The organism is Pseudovibrio sp. SCP20 (assembly GCF_057774105.1).
This window is the reverse complement of record NZ_JBYMDH010000008.1, coordinates 24215-41938: the sequence shown is the minus strand read 5'-3', so window position 1 is coordinate 41938 and position 17724 is coordinate 24215. Positions and strand designations below refer to the sequence as shown.

14 protein-coding genes are annotated in these 17724 nt (G+C 52.4%); 4 read left to right on the top strand and 10 right to left on the bottom strand.

The annotated features are described in order from the left end of the window. Positions 1-116: 116 nt before the first annotated feature. The 5 genes from AC3CB2_RS22965 to AC3CB2_RS22945 all read right to left on the bottom strand — a co-directional run bounded on the left by AC3CB2_RS22965 (position 117) and on the right by AC3CB2_RS22945 (position 8264). Complete coding sequence (locus tag AC3CB2_RS22965) at positions 117-2483, bottom strand: HEAT repeat domain-containing protein (RefSeq protein WP_352936711.1); 2367 nt, start codon at positions 2481-2483, stop codon at positions 117-119. A gap of 209 nt (positions 2484-2692) precedes the next feature. Further along, the gene (locus AC3CB2_RS22960) at positions 2693-5368 is read right to left on the bottom strand and encodes an arsenate reductase (azurin) large subunit (RefSeq protein ID WP_014287240.1); all 2676 of its coding nucleotides are present in this window, start codon (positions 5366-5368) and stop codon (positions 2693-2695) included. A gap of 10 nt (positions 5369-5378) precedes the next feature. Beyond that, positions 5379-5975 carry an arsenate reductase (azurin) small subunit gene (locus tag AC3CB2_RS22955; protein ID WP_008552535.1) on the bottom strand — a complete coding sequence of 199 codons (597 nt, stop codon included), beginning with the start codon at positions 5973-5975 and terminating at the stop codon, positions 5379-5381. 12 nt (positions 5976-5987) lie between these two features. Then, positions 5988-7130, bottom strand: coding sequence for a cytochrome-c peroxidase (locus tag AC3CB2_RS22950; RefSeq protein WP_352936713.1), 1143 nt, complete (start codon positions 7128-7130; stop codon positions 5988-5990). A gap of 12 nt (positions 7131-7142) precedes the next feature. Then, on the bottom strand, positions 7143-8264 hold the full coding sequence (locus tag AC3CB2_RS22945) for a cytochrome-c peroxidase (protein WP_208978925.1): 1122 nt from the start codon (positions 8262-8264) through the stop codon (positions 7143-7145). A 225-nt stretch (positions 8265-8489) separates the two neighbouring features. Here AC3CB2_RS22945 and AC3CB2_RS22940 point away from each other — a divergent pair, with 225 nt between their 5' ends. Next, the gene (locus tag AC3CB2_RS22940; protein ID WP_208609282.1) at positions 8490-9257 is read left to right on the top strand and encodes a Crp/Fnr family transcriptional regulator; all 768 of its coding nucleotides are present in this window, start codon (positions 8490-8492) and stop codon (positions 9255-9257) included. A 47-nt stretch (positions 9258-9304) separates the two neighbouring features. Here the strand turns inward: AC3CB2_RS22940 and AC3CB2_RS22935 are convergent, their stop codons facing one another. The 3 genes from AC3CB2_RS22935 to AC3CB2_RS22925 are packed head-to-tail and all read right to left on the bottom strand — an operon-like array spanning position 9305 to position 11717. Beyond that, positions 9305-10195, bottom strand: a complete 891-nt coding sequence (locus tag AC3CB2_RS22935) for an ABC transporter six-transmembrane domain-containing protein (protein ID WP_352936715.1) — start codon at positions 10193-10195, stop codon at positions 9305-9307. A gap of 48 nt (positions 10196-10243) precedes the next feature. Beyond that, a complete protein-coding gene (locus tag AC3CB2_RS22930; RefSeq protein ID WP_352936717.1) occupies positions 10244-11392 on the bottom strand; it encodes a DNA alkylation repair protein in 1149 nt (382 codons plus the stop codon). Further along, positions 11385-11717, bottom strand: coding sequence for a hypothetical protein (locus AC3CB2_RS22925; protein WP_352936719.1), 333 nt, complete (start codon positions 11715-11717; stop codon positions 11385-11387). Before AC3CB2_RS22925 ends, AC3CB2_RS22930 begins: the two co-directional genes overlap by 8 nt. A gap of 69 nt (positions 11718-11786) precedes the next feature. Between AC3CB2_RS22925 and AC3CB2_RS22920 the strand changes: the two genes are divergently transcribed. From AC3CB2_RS22920 to AC3CB2_RS22910, 3 genes are all read left to right on the top strand, one after another. After that, positions 11787-12536: a helix-turn-helix transcriptional regulator gene (locus AC3CB2_RS22920; protein WP_352936721.1), complete on the top strand. Its 750-nt coding sequence runs from the start codon at positions 11787-11789 to the stop codon at positions 12534-12536. A gap of 124 nt (positions 12537-12660) precedes the next feature. Further along, positions 12661-14883: an esterase-like activity of phytase family protein gene (locus AC3CB2_RS22915; RefSeq protein ID WP_352936723.1), complete on the top strand. Its 2223-nt coding sequence runs from the start codon at positions 12661-12663 to the stop codon at positions 14881-14883. A 406-nt stretch (positions 14884-15289) separates the two neighbouring features. Continuing rightward, positions 15290-16102 (top strand): OspB, encoded by an 813-nt coding sequence (locus tag AC3CB2_RS22910; protein WP_352936725.1) that lies wholly within the window; start codon positions 15290-15292, stop codon positions 16100-16102. Between the two features lie 62 nt (positions 16103-16164). Here the strand turns inward: AC3CB2_RS22910 and AC3CB2_RS22905 are convergent, their stop codons facing one another. Together AC3CB2_RS22905 and AC3CB2_RS22900 are read right to left on the bottom strand one after the other, a co-directional pair. After that, the gene (locus tag AC3CB2_RS22905; RefSeq protein WP_352936727.1) at positions 16165-17028 is read right to left on the bottom strand and encodes an alpha/beta fold hydrolase; all 864 of its coding nucleotides are present in this window, start codon (positions 17026-17028) and stop codon (positions 16165-16167) included. 187 nt (positions 17029-17215) lie between these two features. Beyond that, positions 17216-17689: an ester cyclase gene (locus tag AC3CB2_RS22900; protein WP_014287251.1), complete on the bottom strand. Its 474-nt coding sequence runs from the start codon at positions 17687-17689 to the stop codon at positions 17216-17218. Positions 17690-17724 lie beyond the last annotated feature (35 nt).

Here is a 17724-nt window from a genome sequence, read left to right as displayed (position 1 = left end):
ATGCCCCCTCAAAAAAGAAAACCTGCCAGCATACGCCAGCAGGTTTCCTTACAACGTATTGTGCACCAGATAAACACCAGCGCAAACCATTTCAGCTCATCAAAGAGCCAAATACTCTAAGCCACGTACTTGTTGAGTACCTCAAGAGCAGCCAACTTGCGGGAAAGGTCTCCCTCCAGCCATTGCTCCATGGCACCAAGGACTTTTTCCTGAGAATAACAACGCAGGCACGTTGCAGCTCCCGGGATAAGAACCCCGTTTTCCATCTGCGCAGCTTCGAAGATATCGTCCAGCGCACCAGTATCTGCTTCAGCGCTTACAAGCTCCAGAGCAGTCACCCGCAAACGGCGGCGCGGACTTGATAGATAGCTACGCACATCAATGTTAGCCTCAGCTTTTCCGGCCAAAACTTTCAGTGCAGACGCGGACACAGCATCGGTCTTGTCCTTCAATGCGGCTGTCACAACCTTCTCAGCTTCCGGCTTGGAAGAGGTGCCAAGCAGCTCCACACGCATAGCACGCACGGCAACATCGTTCTCAGGCGGCAGAGTTAGAATGCGATCAATCACATCCTCGGAAAGCTCAAGGCCGTTCTCGACCAGATGCACAAGGCTTTGGCTCGCGGCAAAGCGCACCTGCATCTGACGATCAGAAAGTGCAGAGACCAATGCATCAATCAATTCCGGACGCTTCGCATCACCACAGATACGCAGAGCCAGCAGACGGATGTCCAACGCTGGATCATCAGGACGACCCGGCACAACACGCTTCTTCTCGATCAGCTCATTCGCCAACTCAAGGAAGTGCATGTCTTTCTTGCCAAGCTCAACAGGCTCTTCTGCAAGCTTCTCAAGCTCATCTTCAGTGTTCAGGATAGCGCCAAGGGTAGAACCCGGGAAGGCAACAACATTGTCCGGCAGATCTTCAGCTCTCTCAATCGCACCTTCTGGCACCTCTTCAGAGACCACCTCGTTTGCACCGGAGGTCACCTTCGCAACCAGATCCTCAGCAGCAGGCTCTTCCACGACAACCTCGTCTTCAGCAACGGTCTCTTCCGGTGCCTGCGGCTCGATCACATTGCCTTCACGGTCAATCTGAACACGTGGTGGCTTATCTTCGCCTTTGCCGTTGTTGCCTAGGTCAGACGGATCTTTCTCTTTCGCAGTGTCGAGAATATCCTGATCATGCGCTTCAGGCATCAGTTTGCCGGATACAGCCCAGACCAGCTGCACAGATGCGTTGTCTGCAATGTCACCCTCACCTTCAGCCAACTTGGCAAGAGAGCTCAAAGCAGCAAGGCGGATTTCCTGTTCAGCACTGGTAACCTGCTCCTGCAGAACAGCCAGCCCTTCAATGCTCGGCTTCTCCCCATGCAGCACGATGAATGCCTTCAGAACAGCTTCTTCCGTGCGATGGGTCGCAATTTCAGTCAGCAGTGAGGTTGCAACTTCACTTTCAACCTTCGCCAAGACCGGGATAAGAGCGGCAACAAACACATCGCTCGCGCTGCGCAGGGAACGTTCAATCCGCTCAATCAACGCATCCGGCTTGGTGATCTCAATGGAAGCCATCCGCTCCAGCGCCATCACGCGTAGAGTTTCTTCCTCATCCTCAAATGCCACTTTTTCAAGCTTTGAATAGGAGATCTTACCTGGAGCCTTTAGAGCCAGCCGGCGCATCTGCGGCTCACTATCTGCCAGCAGAACAGCCAAATCAGCTTCCTCTCCACGCGCCATTAGCACTTCAGCCGCTGCAACGCGTACATCCGGATCAGCATCAGCAAACAGTGCCCGCAGGATCTCACCAACGCGCTCATCTTTCGCAGAAGACAGCGCACGCGCCGTATGCTCGCGCACACGAGCGGAAGCATCAGACGCCAGCCCAGCCAGTTCCAGCAGGCCAGTCACACCCATTTCAGCGAGCGCCACAGTCACTTCCGGCCAGACTTCCTGACCAAACGGATCCCGTGCAGCTTCCAGCAAAGTAGCCGCCGATGCTTCACACTTGAGCGTGCCAAGCGCCAGAATGGACTTACGCTGCACATCCAGCCAGTCATCCCACTCAGCACCGTAACCATCCCAGGCAACGTCATCTTCGCAGCGATCTTTGGCAAGCTTCGTCAGCCACTCCTCAGCAACTGTTCCGCCCACAATTGCAAGGCCATCAATAGCCGAGAGCTTCACTTCCAGCACTGGGTCGTTCAGCAGGCTCCAGAGAAGCACATCAGCATCAAGGCCTTTGCCCGCGCTGATCAGAGCTTCAACCGCATCACTGCGAACGTCTTCATCCTCATCCCGCAAAGCTTCTGCGAGCGCAGTCTGAGCTGTCGTATTTCCAAATTTTCCAAGAATTTGAGCGGACAAACACTTTTCACGCTCTTCGCCGTTTGCAAGCAACTCACACAGGATCTTCACGAGCTTATCGGTAGCTTCGGTCTGCTCGATTGCAAAATCCTGATCCAAACGCCTGGTGGAAACCGTCATGATTGGCTTTTCTCCTCAAGCGTATTCTCGAAAAGTGGGCACCGGATCACGGCAAGAATACGCAAAACTAAAACTCAAAGCAGATTGAAGGTTCAACATCGAAAGCCAACCGCTTCAAGGTCCACTTCTGCAAAAAGGCCAACCTCTGCAAGCCCCTTGGCACAAGCGGAAAAAGAACTGGCGGGGTGCGCCCGCCAGTTCCTGATTTCTTATGCAATATCGCGACGTGCGAAAGACATAGACCGGAAACTATCCTTGTATGGGCTTGTGCCGATCTTCTTGATGCGACCAACACCCATCTTGTAGTTGTAGTTACCGCTGATCCAGTCAACCACGCGGCCAGACAAAGCGTTCGCTGGCTGTGCAGTATGCAGGAAGTCCATGTAAAGCATGCCCTTCTTCAGCGCTGGGGTAACAATTGCTACCGCAGTGATCGCCGCTTCAGTCAGCTCGATGTGGCCTTCGTCCATCAGCTTGGTGAAGGTGAAGTCATCGCCTTCAATACCCACTGTGGTGTCTGTCTGAACCGGAATACGGTCAGAATAGAGCATCACGTAGTCACCGTTCTCGATACCGCGCTCTTTCGCATCATCTGGGTGGATTTCAACCCAGTTTTCAGGCCAGCGCTGTACGATGTAAGGACGACGGCGGTCATCATAACCAGACTGCCAACGCTCGTTGATACGACCGGAAGTCACCCAGAGTTCATCATCCTTCGGCTTCATCCATGCCCAGTAATCGGAGAACAGGCTCCATGGGCTCTTCTGGATGTTACATTTACCAGTCTGAGAGTTGAAGTGAGTGAGCTTCTTGTTGTAGCGGTTGGAACCACTTGGACCAGTCGCAGACAGTTCACGGGTGGTATCATGCAGACGCTTGGTACCCTGCAGGGTGCCATCTTCAAGCATAACAACCGGGCCCTGAATACCGTCAGTACCGAACTCGGCAAATTTCTCGTGAAGTGTCTTGCCTTCCTTCTGCGCAGCAACCTTCAGCATAAAGAAGTCTTTACGGCTACCACGGGAGAAGCGGGCTGCTTCTTCAAGCACTTCGTTGGAGTCTTTCCAATCGTAGCCTTTGAAGCCCATCTTCTTCGCGAGGTTCGCAACAATCCACCAGTCAGGTTTTGCTTCACCCGGTGCATCGTAGAATTTTGGATACAGACGCAGACGACGCTCACCGTTTGCACGGGTGAAGGTGTCTTCACCCCAACCAGCAGCTGGGAAGACGATGTCAGCGAAACGTGCACCAATTGGATCTACGAGGTAGATGTCCTGGTTCACAACAACCATACCACCGCTGTCTACACGCTTCTTCAGTGTGTCGATGATGGTTTGCTTGTCGTAAGAACGCACCTGATTTGGGTTCTGAACGGTCAGCTCTTCAAACTTCGCAGCAAGAGACTGAGAACCACACATGGACTGGATCCAGGTGTTCCCGATCACGTGAGCAAAGCGGGTGTGACCACTCATCAGATACCGGTCGGTATCCATTGCGCGGCGACGACGGCCTGGCAGTTTCTCTGGAGACTTGTTGCGTGGGTAAGAACCACCCTTCAAGCCACCACGCTGGTGACCACCAGCACGACCGATAACCTGACCTGGGCGACCACCACAGCCACAGATAATACCAAGGGAAGAAATCGCATTGGTGTTACCGGTGTTGTTGGACCAATAGAAGCCCTTCTCGATCATGATGGACGTCTTAGGACGGGATCCATCTTCACGAGGTTTCGCCATCCACTCAGCAGCTGTGTAGATTTTCTCTACATCGATTTGAGCGATTTCAGCAGCTGCAGTTGGTTCAAACTCATCCTGAGCCATCAGCCACTTAACGAAGTCTTCGTAGCCTTTGGTCTGGAATTTGCCCCAAGTGGTACGCCATTGCCATGGAGTGTTACGGGTACCCTGACCGAAGCCTGAGGAGCTTTCCCATTTGTTGTTGACCCAGTCACGGATCCACTCAGCGTCCTGCCAGCCATTTTCGATGATCACACGAGCAATCGCGTTCACAACGAGAAGGTCAGTACCAGGCTGGATGTCGAGCCACAGACCGCCATTCTTCTCAGCGTAAGCCACACCAGCGGTCTTACGTGGGATCATGAAGATGGTCTTCTGACCATTCTGGATTGCAGGCATCATCCAGTCAGTAAACAGGATGGTTTTGGACTCGTATGGGTCCGTACCGCAAACCATCAGGGTCTCAGCATCTTTCCAGTCCTGATAGGATGGACCGAAGTTGTCGAAACCAGCATCACGGAAGCCCGGTGTGGAGGTCACATCAGACGGAGTGTCGTGGAAAGTGAAGTTCGCAGTGCTAACAGAGCGCAGAGCATACTTGGAAATCGCATAGGTGTTTTCCATGTAGCCATAAGAGAATGTTTTCACGCAGAAAGCGTTCTCGCCGTGCTTCTTGATAACGTGCTTACCAACTTCCGCAGCAACTTCCAGCGCCAGATCCCAGGTTACTGGCATCAAAGTGCCGAACATGCGGATCATTGGTGACTTCAGACGATCGCGAGTTGGGGTCTGAGGGTTGTAAACCTTCTTCGCCAGCGCACCACCACGGATGGAAGAGTTACCATTGATGTTTACATGCTTGGTATCTTTATCCGGAATGATGATCACATGGTGAGGTTCACCCTTGTGCAGCACAACGTTGTACTGGTTAGGAGCAACCCATGGGCCCAGCGGATCAACCGGGAAATCCACGCCAAAGGCGTTTTCAGCGGCTTTCTCACCACCTACTTTTCCGCCCTTAACAGGCCAGCGATAGATCTTATAACCACACGCTACGATACAATAATCACAAGCAGTGGAAAGAACATCAGCGTCTACCGGAGGCAGCGGAATGTTTGTTCCAGGAATGTAGTAGGGAGTTGACATGATTTACTCCTCACCCTTTGAGATTGTCGTAGCGGCCATAGATCAGCCCGAACATACCAACAGCGTAGATATCGTCGCCGTCCAGCTCGAGAAGAACCTGAGGCAGACTCTGGTAAGCCTGGCCGGAGATGAAGATACCGTGACGGGTTAGGTCAAAGGTGGTCAGGTGCAGCGGGCATGGGCCCAGCGCCTTATCACCTTTCTGATAGGTACCCTGCAGCGGACCACCCTGGTGAGTACAGGTGTAGTTGAACGCGACAATGTCCTTGTCAGTACCGATACCGCCGCCAGCTTCCTTGCCCAGCTTAACAATCATGGACTCGGAGTAAGCGCCATCATCTGGGTAGCTGAAGTCAAATGGCTCGTCTTCTTTCAGGTCAGAAAGCTTACAAATGAACTTGCGCTCATAAGTGGAGACCATTGCAGGCACCTTCGCGGAGGAAGGACCAGACTTCAGTGCCACCATTACGGTGAAGGTAGAAATACCGGAAGTCAGCAGGAACTGACGGCGTGTCATCACGCAGCGTTTGCCAGTTTTTGCGATTTCCTCAGGGCCGTTAACGACCTCAATCATCTCAGGAGAGACGGACTTAGGTTGATGTGTCATCTCCATCTCCTCTTAGTTCGTTACAGCCGGAAGCGGTTCATACTCAGGAAGATCAGGTGTTTCCATGAGAAGACGCTCGCCAGAGAAGCTTTCTACGAAGGCCACCAGATCAGCTTTCTCTTTGTCGGTCAGACCAAGAGGTTTGATCAGGTTAGTTTTCGTTGCTGCCCAGTCGTTAGTGCCACCACCCTGGTTGTAGAATTCAACTACGTCTTCCAGAGTTTCCAGCATGCCGTTGTGCATGTAAGGAGCGGTGTACTTGGTGTAACGCAGAGAAGGCACACGGAATTTACCGAGGTCAGCTTCCTGCTTGGTCACGAAGTAAAGGCCCGGATCGTCCTTCCACTTGCGATATTTCTCTTCCGTGGAGCCTTTTGCATAAAGCTCGAAGCGGAAGGTGATCTGTGCAAGCTCATCATCTTCCCAGCCGTCATAAGCTGGAACGCCGAGGTTGTAGTACTTCTGGTTGGAGATCAGAGCACCGTCGTGACAGGTTGAACAACCTGCTTTACCGGTGAACAGTTCCATACCACGCTTCTGCTGGTCAGTCAGAGCATCGTCGTCGCCCAGCATGTACAGATCGAACGGAGTATCGCGCTGAACGATGGAACGTTCAAATGCAGCAATCGCCATGTAAGCGTCGCGCATCAGCGGATATTCTGTGCCGAACACGTCATTGAAGCGCTCACGATATTCAGGAATGAACGCAAGGCGTGCTTCCATCATGTCGTCTTCACCGTTACCGGCAACACCACCACGTGCAGCTGTGCGGGCTTCAGCTTCCAGAGATTTGGAAACACCAGTCCAGAACAGATTGCCGTAATAAGCAGAGTTCACGATGGTAGGTGAGTTACGCCAGTGAACAGTACCTGGGTAGCCCAGAGAGATCTTGTCCGGGAAATCCCAGCCAAGTTCTGGAAGGTGACAGGCCGAACAAGGCATTGCACCGTTACCGGACAGGCGTGGATCGAAGAACAGAAGCTTACCCAGCTCAACCTTTTCAGGTGTCATTGGGTTATCTGGTGGAGAAGGAGGCTCTCCCAAAGGAGCCAGTTCTGCCGGGCGTTTTTCAGCCGCTTGAACACCAGCTGCCACTGCAACAATGGAAACACCAGCAAGTGCAATCGCACTAATGGTTTTTTTGAATGTTGTCATTTTAGCAGCCCCCTAGTTCTTCTTGTTTTTCCAGTCTTCGATCAACTCGTAAGAGTAGTCGTCGGCTGTCCAGACATATTCAGGAGTATCGAAGCTGTCGCCAGACAAGGACTTGAGGAACGCGACCAGATTGGCTTTTTCGCTGTTCTTCAGGTTGAGTGGCTTCAGACGTGAGTCTTTGTTGACATCATCACCACCGCCCTGGTTGTAGAATTCTACAACGTCTTCAAGGGTCGCCAGCATGCCGTTGTGCATGTAAGGCGCGGTGTAGGTCAGCTCACGAAGAGTTGGGGTCAGGAAGGAACGTTTGTTCTCTTCTTTGTGATCCCGGATGTATGCACCCTGATCTTCACGCAGGTTCATGTAGTTTTCTACACCCATGAACTTCGCATAAGTCACATAGGTGATGTGACGCAGTGGATCAGACCAGATGTCCGGGTTGTTTGGAACACCGGTATTATGTGGCTGATCATCAGTGAAGCGGTTGCCGGAGTGACAGGAAGAACATCCTGCTTTGCCCATGAAGAGTTCATAACCGCGTCTCTCAGCGACGGTCAGCTCACCACGGTCAAACGCGGAACCTTGAGATGTAATGGATTTAAGGAATGCTTCCAAAGCACCACGAGCACCACCGTTGGATGGTTCGCCCTTGCCCGCAGCTTTAAACATTTCAACGTAAACAGGATCCTGCTTAAAGCGCTCCTGCATAATACGCATATCCATGTTCATGATGTAGGTCTCTGTGATCATACCACGAGAAACGTCGTTCAGGTTGGTACCCAAACGGCCATCATGCATCCATGCAGCACGGTGTCCGACGTTCGCCAATGTTGGCGTGTTACGGAAACCTTCTGTACCTGTATATGCAGTAGAAAGCTGTTCGCCGTCTGTGAACGCCTTAGCTGGATCATGACATGTTGAACAGCTAAGGTTGGTGTCACCAGACAAACGGCTATCATAGAATAAGCGTTTTCCCAGTTCTACAAGAGCAGGATTCTGCTCAATTTTTGCAACAGGCCCTAAATCTGTTGCGAATGCCGCAGTGCTTGTCATCAAAGCAATCGACATACCGACGAGAAGGCGCATTGTTACCCCCAGTTTGCCTAGGATGACGCCGCCTGGATTCGTTGCCAAGCGGCGTCGATCCCCGAATACGCATTATTTCTGCATGGGGTTGAACTGCATTCATTGATTGCAATCAGAAGCTGGATTTAAGAGTTCTAAACAATGATATTTTTTCACCTTCATCCGGTAACAAAATGTTGAATAAAAGTAATCCTTAGAATATTGATTTATATCAATGTCCTTTACTACAGGGGACTTTACGCCAAATCACGTAATAAGCGGGGAGCTTAACGCATGTCGGGGACAACCCCTCCTAAGATAGCGTCATCGCCTGACCAACCATCTTTTGAATGTGTTCATGAAACCTGCGGTTTTAAGGGCGAAGAATGCATCTGCCGCCCTATGCATCTTCACTTCGACAGAGCTGAACTTCGCACCGCCCGAACCATCGAGCTGAACGAAGGTGATCAGCTGGCGCCCGAAGACTTTCCGGAACCAGTCGTCTTTGCTGTTCTCACTGGTGTGATTGCTGTCGAGAGTCATTTAAGTGATGGCCGCCGCTCTCTGCTAACACTCCGCTTCCCGGGTGAATACCTCGACATGAATCGTGCGGACAGACACGCATCCGGTGAGGTTGTCGCGCTTGCGCCAACATCCGTAAAGCTTGTCCCGCGCAATGTGTTCGAAGAACTGCTCCTGCGGGATGGCAACCTGCGCCGCATTTACTGGCGCCGCGCAACAGACATCATGCATCAGCAGTTCGACCATTCCTCTGATCTGGGCAAGAAGACCCCAACAGAGCGCATGGCCTCCTTTATCTTTGAACTGCGCAACCGCATGAACATCCCGCGCTTCGTGGAAGAGTTCACTCTGCCAATCTCCAGACAGTCTATCGCGGACTATCTCGGCCTGCGCGCTGAAACCGTCAGCCGCGTTCTGAAGAGCCTGGAGAAAGAAGGCGCAGTCAAACTTATCGGCAAGCACAAGATTGAGGTTCTGGACTTCAAAGGCCTGCGCAAGATCGCCAACGGCGCCCGCCCACGCCTATCCAACCACCGCTGATCTAACTGACAAACACAAGAGCTGGCGAACCACCAGCTCTTCCAGCCCTACTCTTCCTCTACATTATTAATACGTGCTGTGATCTCATTAAGACGTGTCAGGCTTTGCATCGTCATGGGCAGCATGATGGCAGCTTCCACAAATTCCCATGAATAAGCGACAATAGAGAAGATCATCCCCGTGCTCATATCCGGCAGCCCTGCTGCAAGCACCAGGTTGGTAACGATAAAAGCAATTTGGAACAGGAAGATCACGCCATAAACGATCGCTTCCGTATCTGAAAGCCGCACTTCATGAGTTCGCAAAGCTTTCAGATGTCGCCAGACACCTTTCCGGCTACCCCGCTCCAGCACATTCACCTGATTTTCGCTCTCCGCATTCAGCGAGGAGTTCAGAAGATAGAATCGGCTATTAAACATCGAGTAGGTCAGCAGCATCAGGAGAACAACTGCAAAAGCAGAGACTGACAGTAACAAATGGAACCCAGCAAGCACCACCAGAGCTACAATGATCTGAATAACAGCTGAAAGTACCTCAGGAACTTCACCTTCCAGATAGTCCACCAGCTCCCGGCTCATGTTCAGCCGCGCAGCCCGCTTCGAGACCGGCTTATTCTGATGCTTCTGATCCAGTGCAGCGCCAAGATGAACGCGGATGGTACCGTAGGCGCGGGTATCATAAATCCGTCGGGCAACAGCAATCACCGTCAGCCCGACAAGCACGGCCCCCATTATAATGACATTATCATAGGCACCCTGCAGCAGGTCATCGATGGCAAACCCGATCAGCAGCGGAATTAACGCCATCAGAAAGTTCTCTGCAAGCACACCAGCCCATGTCAGACAGATCCGATAAGGAAAGGTCTTCACAATGGTAGAAAGCCCAAGATGCCCCTCTAAACGCATTAGGTCCTCAACACGAAGATAATAGATTGTCATTTTAGATAATATATTATCTCATTGTGTCAAGGCTTGCCCGTTGTAGAGCTAAGCCATCATCTCCTCAACACCAACCAACTCAAACGAACCAACCGGCGTTTCCACCCCGTTCAGCAAAACCGCCAGCTTGTGCTCCCCATCGTAATACCGCCGGGTCGTAATGGGCCGCATGCTATGCTGACCTGTAACAGAGAGCTTCTGCCCCGCACGCAATTCCCCGCGCTTCCATTTGAACACCTTGGGTGCCAAAGTCCCGTTGGCTTTCCGATGGTAGATTACAAAATCCAGCATGTAAGAAATCGGCTGGTCGGAAGAGTTCGCGATCTCAGCAGCAAAGGAAAGCTTGGAGCCAAACTCGACACGGCTATCCCGCAGCTCACAAGAGACAACCTGCGCATGTTCAGGATCATACCCGAGCACCGCAAGGCTCGGCAGATGCGCGGCTTTCACGTTGCTCCGCAGAGCATGGCGTACCATCCGCTTCCGCCGCTCAGAAGGCTCTTCCATCCATCTCTTACACACCTCAGCTGTCAGATCTGGATGATCCTTTGAGATGTCATTGAGATGATTGGCAACAGACCGGCGCACATACTCGGTCTCGTCATCCTTCAACGCCTCCAACAAAGGCAAACACTTCTCCGGCGCTTCAATGAACCCCTTCAAGCGCTGCCCCCATGGCAGCCGTGGTCGCGTCCCCTCAGAAACGAGCCGTCGCACATGGGCGCTTTCATCCTTGGCCCATTCAGCCAGCAACACCATCGCTTCGTCTTCATAGCGCTCAATGAAAGCACGAATGGCAAACTCAGCAGAAAACCGACTGGTCATCTCTTTCATGGCCGCCATGGAAAACTCAAAGTGTTCCAGACCATAAAGCAGAACGTAATCCGAGTACGGCATGGTGATAAAACCATAGAGCCCATCCCCTTCATGCTCCCAGACAGGTTCATCATCCATAGCCAGCGGGGCAGAAAGTGTTGCCATCATGATCCAGAGCGCGTCGCTGTAATCTTCTGGCAGATAACGACGCAGACAACGTGCCAAATGAAGTGAGCGCTCCTTCAGCTCCAGGCCACTCAATCCCTCCAGCGCTTCCACCATAAAACCAGCACTGTCAAACGCAGGATGAACCTTCGCCAAAGCGGAGGCCACACGTTGGATAGAGGTTTGATTGAAGACCTCTTTAAAAGGCTCAGCCATAAGTCCCCACCACGCTAAAGAACTCCATTGCACCCGCTTTACGAGGCTGATGCTCACGGCTCATATCAATCATTGAAAAATACGCCTGCCCGGCTTCATGCTGACCAGCCGCAGCAAATGCCCGCTCACTCGCGCTGCTGTCCGCCCAAACCACAATATCAGCGTAAGCACCATCCTCATGCTTCACCAGTGAACGACGCACAAAGCCCTTATGCCTATCCAGAAACTCACTCTGAAACCGCTCAGAAGCAGCGATAAGATCCGCTTCCGTCTTATCAGCAGCAAGATGAAAAGGAGCAAACTCAATCACTTGGTTGGTCATCATTATTATCCTTAAAAGTCTCGATGACCCGTTTGTATGGACAAATATGCCATTTAATGACACATTTCTTTCATGACCACAGAGAGAACCAGAGCAACGGCACTAGAACGCCTTGATCGACTTGAGCAGATCGAAATGCTGCTGAAGTCCGGCGAGTGCCCGACAACCCATGATCTGGCGAAAGAACTCGGTATTTCTCAAAGAACCCTGTTCCGGGATCTGGAGCTGCTCCGAGAGCGCGGCCTGCCGATTGAAGCGGACAAAGGCCGCGGCGGCGGCATTCGCCTGCAATCACGTTGGGGAGTTGGTCGTCTCAAACTGGAGTATAAAGAGGCCATCGATCTGCTTATCAGCCTCGCCATCGCAGAGAGCATGCACTCCCCTCTCCTACTGGCCAATCTCAAGCCAATCCGCCGAAAACTGATCGCCTCTTTCTCCCCGGAACTGCGTTCCCGAGTCGACACCCTGAAGTCCCGCATCTGGATTGGAGGAACAGCTTCGGTCTATGTCTATGGATCCTTTGAGGAAATCGACAGCGAGGCCATGAGCCCGATCAACGAAGCCTTTCTGATGAGCAAATGCATCCAGATCGAGTACAGTGATCAGAACGGCAATCTCTCCCAGCGCACCATCGAACCGCACTATCTCTTCCTGAGCTATCCGGTTTGGTACATCATGGCCTGGGACCACCTGCGCAACGCCGTCCGCACCTTCCGCCTCGACCGTATAAAATCCGCCCAAATGCTCGAAAAAAACTTCCCCTTAAAACCCAAGCAACCCTTCATAGACGCCATCGACGGCATAGAACCAACGACACCGTAAGCGCAGTTTCTCTGGGTTTCGCACCACGTCATCAAAGCTTCAACAAACATTCATAGGCCTGCCATGCGAGGCCCCTAACCAGAAAGCACTTAACCGCAAAACTATTCTGATGGGGGGATTTTCCATGCGAGCTCTTCGCACTTCACTTATGTGCGGCATTTCAGTTGCCATGCTGGCAGCGGGCCTCTCCGCTGCAACTGCATCTGAAGCAAAGTTCTTTAAACGCATCGCGACCATGCCGGTTCACGAAACACTGGCTGAAGGCGTAGACCGCAAGTCTGAAACCGTGGCGGAAATCATCGCAGCGTCTGAGGACGGCATGACCCTAGCCTTCACCGATGGCCCTCAGAATGAGATCGTCTTCCTCGATGCTTCCAACGCCGCGCAGCCAGTCCCAGCAGGGCGTACCGCACTCGGCGGCGAACCAACTTCTGTAGCAATTTCAGGCAACTACGCGCTTGCAGGCGTAAACACCTCTGAAAGCTACACCAAGCCGTCCGGCTACCTCGCAGTCATCGATTTGGCGACCAAACAGATCGCCGCAAAGTGCGATGTAAAAGGCCAGCCTGACTCCGTAGCTGTTTCCAAAGACGGCAAGTTCCTCGCAATCGCTATTGAAAACGAACGTGACGAAGACCTGAACGACGGCGCGCCGCCTCAGCTGCCAGCAGGCTTCCTAACCATCTTCGATCTGGACGAAAACGGCATGCCGACAAACTGCGATGCTGTACGCACCGTGGAAATGACTGGCCTTGCCGCTGAAGGTGGCGATGACCCAGAGCCAGAATACGTCGCCATCAACAGCAAGGGCGAAGCTGTTGTAACTCTTCAGGAAAACAACCACCTCGCTATCGTGGATCTGAATTCCGGCAAGATAATCAACCACTTCTCTGCTGGTACCGCAACCGCTCAAAACGTGCCGGTTAAGAAGGCGCGTCTCTCTGATGCCTCTGGTTCGAAGGTGGATGTTCCTCGGGAACCGGATGCTGTGGCGTGGATTGATGATAATCGCTTCGTGACGGCCAACGAAGGGGATTACAAAGGCGGCTCCCGTGGCTTCACCATCTGGAACAAGGATGGCACCATCGAGTTCGACAGCGGCAACCAGATGGAACATCTGGCCATGTCCCACGGGCATTACCCTGCCAAGCGCGCCCACAAGAAAGGCACTGAGCCAGAGGGCGTAACTGTTGGCAAGTACGGCGGCGAAACTCTGATCTTCGTGAACTCCGAACGCGGAAACTTCGTCGCTGTCTACCGCGACACGGGCGCAGAGCCTGAGTTCGTCCAGTTCCTGCCAACCCACATTGGCCCGGAAGGCCTGCTGGCGATCCCATCCCGCAATCTTTTCGTTGTCGCAAACGAAAAAGACAATGTGGAAGACAAAGTCCGCGCCCACGTTGGCCTCTACGAGTTTGGCGCAACCTCTGCTGAGTACCCGCAGCTGGTCTCCAACACCGATCCGGAAACCAACGCACCAATCGGCTGGGGCGCAATCTCCGGCATGGTGGCAGACAAAGAGGACGCTAACAAACTCTATGCCGTCTCTGATAGCTTCTACGATAAAGCCCGCATCTTCACGCTGGACGTTTCCAAGCAGCCAGTTGAAATCACAGGCCACATGGACCTGACAGGCGGCACTGCGAAAAAGTACGATCTGGAAGGCATCGCCCTGCGCAAAGAAGGTGGCTTCTGGCTGGCATCTGAAGGCAACGCCAAAAAGGAAATGGAACACTTCCTACTTCAGGCTTCTGCCAACGGTGAGATCCAGAAAGAAATCAAACTGCCAGTAAGCCTCGTAGCACAGGCCAAGCGTTTCTCACTGGAAGGCGTGGCCGAGTTTGAGATGAACGGCAAAACTCTCGTAGCTGTCGCAGTTCAGCGTGAATGGAACGACGATCCAAAGGGCATGACCAAGATCGGCATCTACAACCCTACCGATGAAAGCTGGGGTTTCGTCCACTACCCGCTGGACGCACCGCGTAGTTCCGCTGGCGGTTGGGTCGGTCTCTCCGAGATCACAGCTCTCGGCAACGGCAAGTTCGCTATTCTGGAGCGTGACAACAAAGGCGGTAAGGAAGCAGCTATCAAACAGGTGACCACGGTCTCTCTGCAAGGCATCACCCCTGCCCCACATGGCACCGAGCTGCCAGTACTAACCAAGAAAGTCGTACTCGATCTGCTGCCAGCCATGTCCGCAACCAATGGCTGGACACCGGATAAGGTGGAAGGCCTGGCAATCACCAAAGATGGCCGCATCCTCGTCTCTACCGACAATGACGGCGTAGACGATGCCAGCGGAGAAAGCCTCTTCTTCTCCATGGGTGATGCAGCACAGCTGAACTAAGAGCAACACAACTGAATAAAGAACAGCCCGGCGGAACATTTCGCCGGGTTTTTCAATGCTGTGATTGGAAAATTCTGGCGGTGTCCCTCTGCAGCTTTGCATCAGGTAGATATTACCACGTACAAACAATCTATGCGTGCTGTATCAAATGATACAACAGCTAACCAAGCAAAGCACCAATAGTGAATTCAGATAAATACTTCTGATTCTCAATAAAAACGGTGCACACATGCCTATATCCAATGTAAATACACCACAAACAACTGTGCAAATAGATCAAAACGCAAGCCTCACACAAGTTAACTCAAAAGAAACACAAGCCACGAACTTGAGTGATTCCACTTCACAGACAGATGCCCCCCAAAAAACAGGCTTTTATTACGCTCCTTTCGCATCTGAAGATATTTTGCTCTTTGCCGCAGGCACCAATCAATCCCGCAATACCGCAGGCAAGCAACCGCGTCACATCATCGTGGCAAACGATGCAGACAAAGCCAAGCTGGAAACTCTGAAAGAGCAACTGATTGAAAGCAAACAGACACAAGCCAGCGACATTCGTGAAAAAGCAAATGCAGTCATTTCAGAGCTAAACCTTGAAGGGTTTGAGCTTTTAGATTTTATATCTTCAGATGCCTACAATGACATGCTGAAGCTGGCGCAAAACTACTCTTTTGAGGCTGAAGTTCTGCAACAGGCAGACATTATCAGCAATGAGAAAACCGGTATTTTGGGTACGCTGAAGAATGGCGAAAGCAAAATCTACGTACTCGGGCACGGCGCATACGGTTCCAATGAGATTTCCAGCAAACGAAGCGCCAGCGAAGAAGGCTATGAGACGGTTTCCTCAAAGGATCTTGCAGAGCAACTTTCTAAAGGTGGTTTGGACAAATCCTTCACCGATATTCGCGTTGAAAGCTGCTTTAGCGCAGATGCAACAGAGCCTGAGTCATTTGAACCGGAAGAGCTGAAACTGGCATCTGAGCCGGGTTACATAGACGCTCCAGAATATCCGGAACTGGATGGCACCAAAGTGTTCCCGTTTGCCCAGTCCCTCGCCAATGACCTCAAAAGCGCTGGCTTTGAAAACCCTGAAGTCGCTGGCTATCATGGCGCAGGCAAAGCTTACTCAGATGATCCCCATAGATACCAGACACTTCATACAGACGACGCGCCAGTAGCTAGAAGCTCCGAAGTACGAGAGTTGTTCCTGCCCGTCTGAGCTTACCGCTCTCCCAACAGAATGCATAAAGCCCGACAAAGCTTCTTCGCCGGGCCTTCTGCTTAGCGCTGGCTTTCTGCCAGCCTGCGTAAAATTGCATCAGCACGGGTCCAGAGGATCGCACTTCCCTCCTCTGCAACCTGATGCAGCTCGGAGCGGCTTAGTCGCTTGGCAAGCGTAGCGCCAAAATCAGGCGAATGGACTGGGCTGGTATCCTTCAATCCATACCATAACTGCACATCCTGCTTGATGTTTTCGACGTTGAACGACCAACGTCTCATGGCAAGCCCAGTATCACGGGCATACCCGGCAGCACCCTGAGAGAAGCCGGCAGCAAGTGCATCCCGATAAAGAGGAGCAAACGATGCTGAGGCATAGAACGCACGGTCCTCAGGCCCACTCATCCCTTCAATCATCTGCCACAACCAGTCAGCCGTCGCCATGCCTGTAATGTCTGCCTCAAGACGATCCGGATCATCACAAGCAAGCGAAACCATGCCCTTCAACTCATCAGGGAGCATGGCAAATAGCTCTGGAGAGGCCAGCTCATCCTGACCGGAGACAACCGCAACGCCATCAACAAGGCCAGCATCAGCCAACGCCAACGCAAACGGAGCCCCTTGCGAGAAGCCAATCGCAAACGCCTGATCAGCCTTCACAAAATCAAGCAGTTCCTTGATATCCGCTGCCCAACTTTCAAAACTCTTCTCAGGATCAGCCTCGGAGTTCCCCAGCCCAGGACGATCAACGGAGAAAATACGCAGACCAAGATCTGCTGCAGCCTGCTCTCCGAACGGAATGGCCGAGGCCATCCCCGCGCCCTGACACAAAATCACGGGCCGCCCGTCTGCGGCACCCCACTCGCTCCACGCAAGGGCGCGGTCACCGGAAAGTTTCAGTGTTCCATCTTGCAGCTTCACAAACATATTCCTCAATGCAAATTCAAAAGCTAAATCAACAAACTAATAAGGCAGGCAGTCTCTTTTTTAACCTAAAAGCTGCAACTAACAATACGGGTAATCACGGCCAGCTCAAGCCAACAATCTCAATTTCCCCGATCTCACAAACACGATTTAAAAAGAAAGCCCGGAGAAACACCCCGGGCCTTATCGCTTATTTCTTAGTAGCAAGCTGCTCGCCCATGGAAGCCAGCTCTTCAACATGCCAGAACTCCCGGATCTTGCCGTCTTCAACGCGGTAGACCTCAAAGCCTGCAATATCAAAGGTGTTACCGTTCGCTTCAGAGCCAAACAGACCATCGGTGTTTGTGCCTTTATAGCGCCAGTAAATCAGAACCTTATCGTCACCAACCGGCTCAACCATACCAAGCTCATGGCGAGAGTCCGGCGCACCAGCTGCCAGTGCTGTGAAGGTGTCCAGCGCGGCCTGCTTGGCGTTCTGACCGTCATGACCGTTGTGGTCCACCATATCGTCTGCGTAGAACTCAGCCAATTTCGCGCGGTCAAACGGGCGGCTATCAGCAACCTCATAAAATTTGCTTAGAAGATCAGTGGCTTCAGTCGCACCGGCAACAGCAGTTGAAAGGGCAAGAGCTGCGCCTGCAGCAGCGAGCTTCACTTTGTTCATTGGTGTATTTCCCTTGTTTTCATTAGGCAAACCCC